The sequence below is a fragment of the Thiolapillus sp. genome, from assembly GCF_048562965.1.
GTDB lineage: Bacteria > Pseudomonadota > Gammaproteobacteria > Chromatiales > Chromatiaceae > Thiolapillus > Thiolapillus brandeum_A.
Genome location: NZ_JBHNMF010000354.1, coordinates 1 through 3,437, shown reverse-complemented (window position 1 = coordinate 3,437; position 3,437 = coordinate 1). Strand labels below are relative to the sequence as shown.

Here is a 3,437-nt window from a genome sequence, read left to right as displayed (position 1 = left end):
ACACGAGAATCACTTCTCTCGGCGAGTACCTTGGCACGAGAAATGGGCTATCGGTCTATCTTGGCCACGTCCCGGCGCCCAAAAACGCCGGAACCAGGGGATCGGTGAGCGATGCGGGCTAAGGATTGAGGGATGAACATGCTTGTGTGTATTATTCAATCAATCTAACGAACAATAGAGCGGATGTCGAGGTAAGGATGTCAGTCGGCAATTTCAAAAAAGCCCTTTTTGCCCAGTTTGCGCGAGTTGCCAAGGCGTTGAGCAACGGTCATCGTCTGGAATTGCTGGAATTTCTGGTGCAAAGCGAACGCAGCGTCGATGCGTTGGCAAAGCTGTCCGGCCTGAGTGTTGCCAATACTTCACAGCATTTGCAGCAATTGCGTCAGGCGGGATTGGTCCGTTCACGGAAGGAAGGGCAGAAAGTCATTTACCGCATCAGTGGCAATGATGTACCTCCGCTGCTCAATGCGGTTCGCGAAGTGGCCGAAAGACACCTGGCTGATGTTCAGCAACTTATACAGAGCTACCTCACGGTCAAGGATAACCTCGAACCCCTGCCGGCGGAGGAGTTGCTGAAAAGGGCGCGGGAAGGGCTGGTGACTGTGCTGGATGTACGCCCGAACGAAGAATATGAAGCAGGCCATGTTCCCGGAGCAATCAATGTGCCTCTGGCGGAGCTGGAGGCCCGACTGGATGAGCTGGACAACGGTCAGGAAGTGGTAGCCTATTGCCGTGGCCCTCATTGCGTACTTGCTTTCGATGCAGTTGCTTTGCTGAGAGACAAAGGCCTGGCCGCTGTCCGGCTGGATGGTGGTCTGCCGGAATGGCGGCTGGAAGGTCGGTCATCCTGTCGATACAGCGAAGCAGCGCTGATATGAAATTCCTGATTGCTGTTTTGCTGCCGCTTTTCTGGATGGGACTGTCGGCTGCGTCCGTGACGATGGAGGTGGGCGAAAAAACAGGGTTGCGCACCTGGCAGTGGAATCACGACGGAGTGTCGTTGCGCCTAGTGCAGCGATTACCGGATCAGACCCGCGCCTATCTGCAGGGGCGGGGGTTTCCTGCTGAAATTGCCAACGAACTGGCCACTTCTTGCTTTTTTGGTTCCATGTTCCGCAATGATGGAAGCCTGCCCCTGGATTTTGATCTGACGACTTGGAAAGTGGTACACAAAGGCAAGAAAAGCCAGTTGCTGGTTCGGGAATACTGGAAGCAGAGGCTGCAGGATCAAGTGCTTCCCCAGGCAGCACGCATTGCCCTGAACTGGTCGCTGATGCCTACGGTGCAGCATTTTGAGCCGGGCGACTATAATTGGGGTATGACGGTGTATGGCTTGTCGCCAGGTGAAAGTTTCGATCTGCATCTGAAGATACTGCTCGACGGCAAGCCCGTCGAAGCAACCCTTTCCGGTCTGCAATGCGCCCCGGAAAAACTGAACTAGAGAATAACCATGTTTAAAACCGTATTTACAGTTCTGATTGTACTGCTGTTTGCCGGTGGGGCTCTGGCCACGGGAAGGGGGCTGACACCGCTGCCGGACAAGCCCAGCGCCCCGGCCTTTGAACTCAAGGATGCCGATGGCAATGTTCATCAGCTCAGCGACTACAAGGGCAGCGTGATCATCGTGAACTTCTGGGCGACCTGGTGTCCGCCCTGCCGTGCGGAAATGCCGTCCATGCAGCGTGCCTGGGAGCAGTTGCGCGAAGAAGGTATCAAGATGCTGGCAATCGATGTGGGAGAGGATGAGGATGCCATCTTTGAATTCACCGCCAGTTATCCGGTGGAATTTCCTCTGCTGCTGGATACGGATTCTAGTGTCAGCGAAGCCTGGGATGTCAAGGGATTGCCCACGACCTTCGTCGTCGATCAGTGGGGTCGAAAGGTCTACCGAGCGGTTGGCGGGCGGGAATGGGATGCGCCCGATCTCATGGAAAAGGTGAGGGCGCTCAAGCAGGTTCCCTGAGCTCTATCGATCTGCCGGTGAGGCTGGAATTCTGTGCTTCCCCGGTGCATCACGTTCGCCAAGGCACGCGTGCATGCCCCTGATTACGCTGTCAGCGCTTCCTGCAATGCCTCGCCGAGCAATTCGTCCAGGTGAATCCGGTTGCTGGCGTGAGGGAATGCTGTCGCAGCTCCAGATGTTTTCCACACCGACAGCCTGAAGCCGCTGTACGGCATCGTTCAGAAACAGGGCGTGGGTGACCATGACGGACAGTGAAGCGGGTGATGCGTCCTGCAATTGTCGGGCAGCAGCTTCCAGCGTACGTCCTGTGCTTGCAACATCGTCCACCAGCACGACATCTCTGCCCTTGACTTCACAGGCTGGCATGGTGACCACCACCTGTTTGTCACCCAGGCGTTCTTTCTGCGCAATACAGTAGTCGAGGCCTTCGTGCTGCGCAATACTGGACACCCACTGTTCCGATTCACCGTCAGGACCGATCAGCACAGGACGCAAATTCCTTTGTTCCAGGAACTGTGCCATGGGGCGGGTGGCGGTAAGGTTGATGGCAGTTTTCATGGGCAGCGCATCGCGAAGATGATGGACTCGGTGCAGGTGCGCGTCCACCGCTACCAGCCATGGAGAGCGAAGCGAAGGCTGGTAGTCCCCAGTAGCCGCGAGGCCGCACTGCTTACCCGTCGTGCGCATAGCGCCAGAGGGGAAGCAAAGTAGGCATTCGAACGCGGCGTCCAGTCATTGGGAGACAAGTACGGAGCAGCAACGAGCTTGCGAAGTTGTTGTGTAGTGCTTGGTGACCAGGACGGCTGGGGCACGAATAGGTTGTCAAAGGCCGAGTCGATTTTGGGGACTGGGATGTCCCAAAATCTATCACAAGGTCGAAGACACGCTTGGGTGATGGCACCATCGAAATAGTTCGCCAGCAAGCGGCCGATAATAGTCTGGCTGACAACCTCGCCGGGGTGAAACGCCTTGTCCTGGCGCATGTAGCACAGGTAGGGCGCGATGAGCATCAGCTGCATTACGCCCTGTCCGCGGAGATGCTCAGCGGCGAGTATCAGCTCCACAAGTTTTTCGTTGGGATCGTTCAGGCTGCGGCACAGCACTACCTTTTGCGGTAGATCCACCGGCAGGCGCAGGCGGCTCTCGCCATCGGGAAAATGATGCACATCGATCAGGGCAAACGGGCAGCCGATAAAGTGTGCCAGTCTTTTTGCCGGCTCTGCATAGTCTTCAAGGCTCTTCCCCAAATGGAGTGGGTAGATTATCGTAATCCCCTATGAGAGACAAAGACCTATATGCCCAGATACTGGGAATCAAGAGTCCCTGGCAAGTATCCGGTGTAGAGCTGGCGCGGTCAGAGGGTGAAGTCACGATACATGTGGAACAAGAGGAAGGGGTGCAACACTGTTGCCCGACCTGCGGCGAGGTATCGCCGGGCTATGATTCCCGAAAGCGCAAATGGCGACATCTTGAT

5 protein-coding genes and 1 pseudogene are annotated in these 3,437 nt (G+C 56.2%); 4 read left to right on the top strand and 2 right to left on the bottom strand.

Annotated elements, in window-relative coordinates:
* Nucleotides 1-197: 197 nt before the first annotated feature.
* Genes ACOCD2_RS14665 through ACOCD2_RS14655 form a run of 3 tightly spaced genes read left to right on the top strand, consistent with a single transcriptional unit; the run spans nt 198 to nt 1,963 of the window.
* Nucleotides 198-878, top strand: coding sequence for an ArsR/SmtB family transcription factor (locus ACOCD2_RS14665; RefSeq protein ID WP_293650357.1), 681 nt, complete (start codon nt 198-200; stop codon nt 876-878).
* Nucleotides 875-1,441: a hypothetical protein gene (locus ACOCD2_RS14660; protein WP_293652799.1), complete on the top strand. Its 567-nt coding sequence runs from the start codon at nt 875-877 to the stop codon at nt 1,439-1,441. The genes ACOCD2_RS14665 and ACOCD2_RS14660 overlap by 4 nt, the downstream gene beginning before the upstream one ends.
* A gap of 9 nt (nt 1,442-1,450) precedes the next feature.
* Nucleotides 1,451-1,963 carry a peroxiredoxin family protein gene (locus ACOCD2_RS14655; protein WP_293649833.1) on the top strand — a complete coding sequence of 171 codons (513 nt, stop codon included), beginning with the start codon at nt 1,451-1,453 and terminating at the stop codon, nt 1,961-1,963.
* A gap of 3 nt (nt 1,964-1,966) precedes the next feature.
* On the opposite strand, the gene ACOCD2_RS14650 is transcribed toward ACOCD2_RS14655, so the two are convergent.
* Both ACOCD2_RS14650 and ACOCD2_RS14645 read right to left on the bottom strand, forming a co-directional pair.
* On the bottom strand, nt 1,967-2,650 hold the full coding sequence (locus ACOCD2_RS14650) for a phosphoribosyltransferase family protein (RefSeq protein ID WP_293649834.1): 684 nt from the start codon (nt 2,648-2,650) through the stop codon (nt 1,967-1,969).
* On the bottom strand, nt 2,572-3,210 hold the full coding sequence (locus ACOCD2_RS14645) for a ribose-phosphate pyrophosphokinase-like domain-containing protein (RefSeq protein ID WP_305800335.1): 639 nt from the start codon (nt 3,208-3,210) through the stop codon (nt 2,572-2,574). Before ACOCD2_RS14645 ends, ACOCD2_RS14650 begins: the two co-directional genes overlap by 79 nt.
* A gap of 29 nt (nt 3,211-3,239) precedes the next feature.
* Between ACOCD2_RS14645 and ACOCD2_RS14640 the strand changes: the two are divergent.
* A pseudogene (locus ACOCD2_RS14640) lies at nt 3,240-3,437 on the top strand (ISL3 family transposase); the annotation flags it as partial.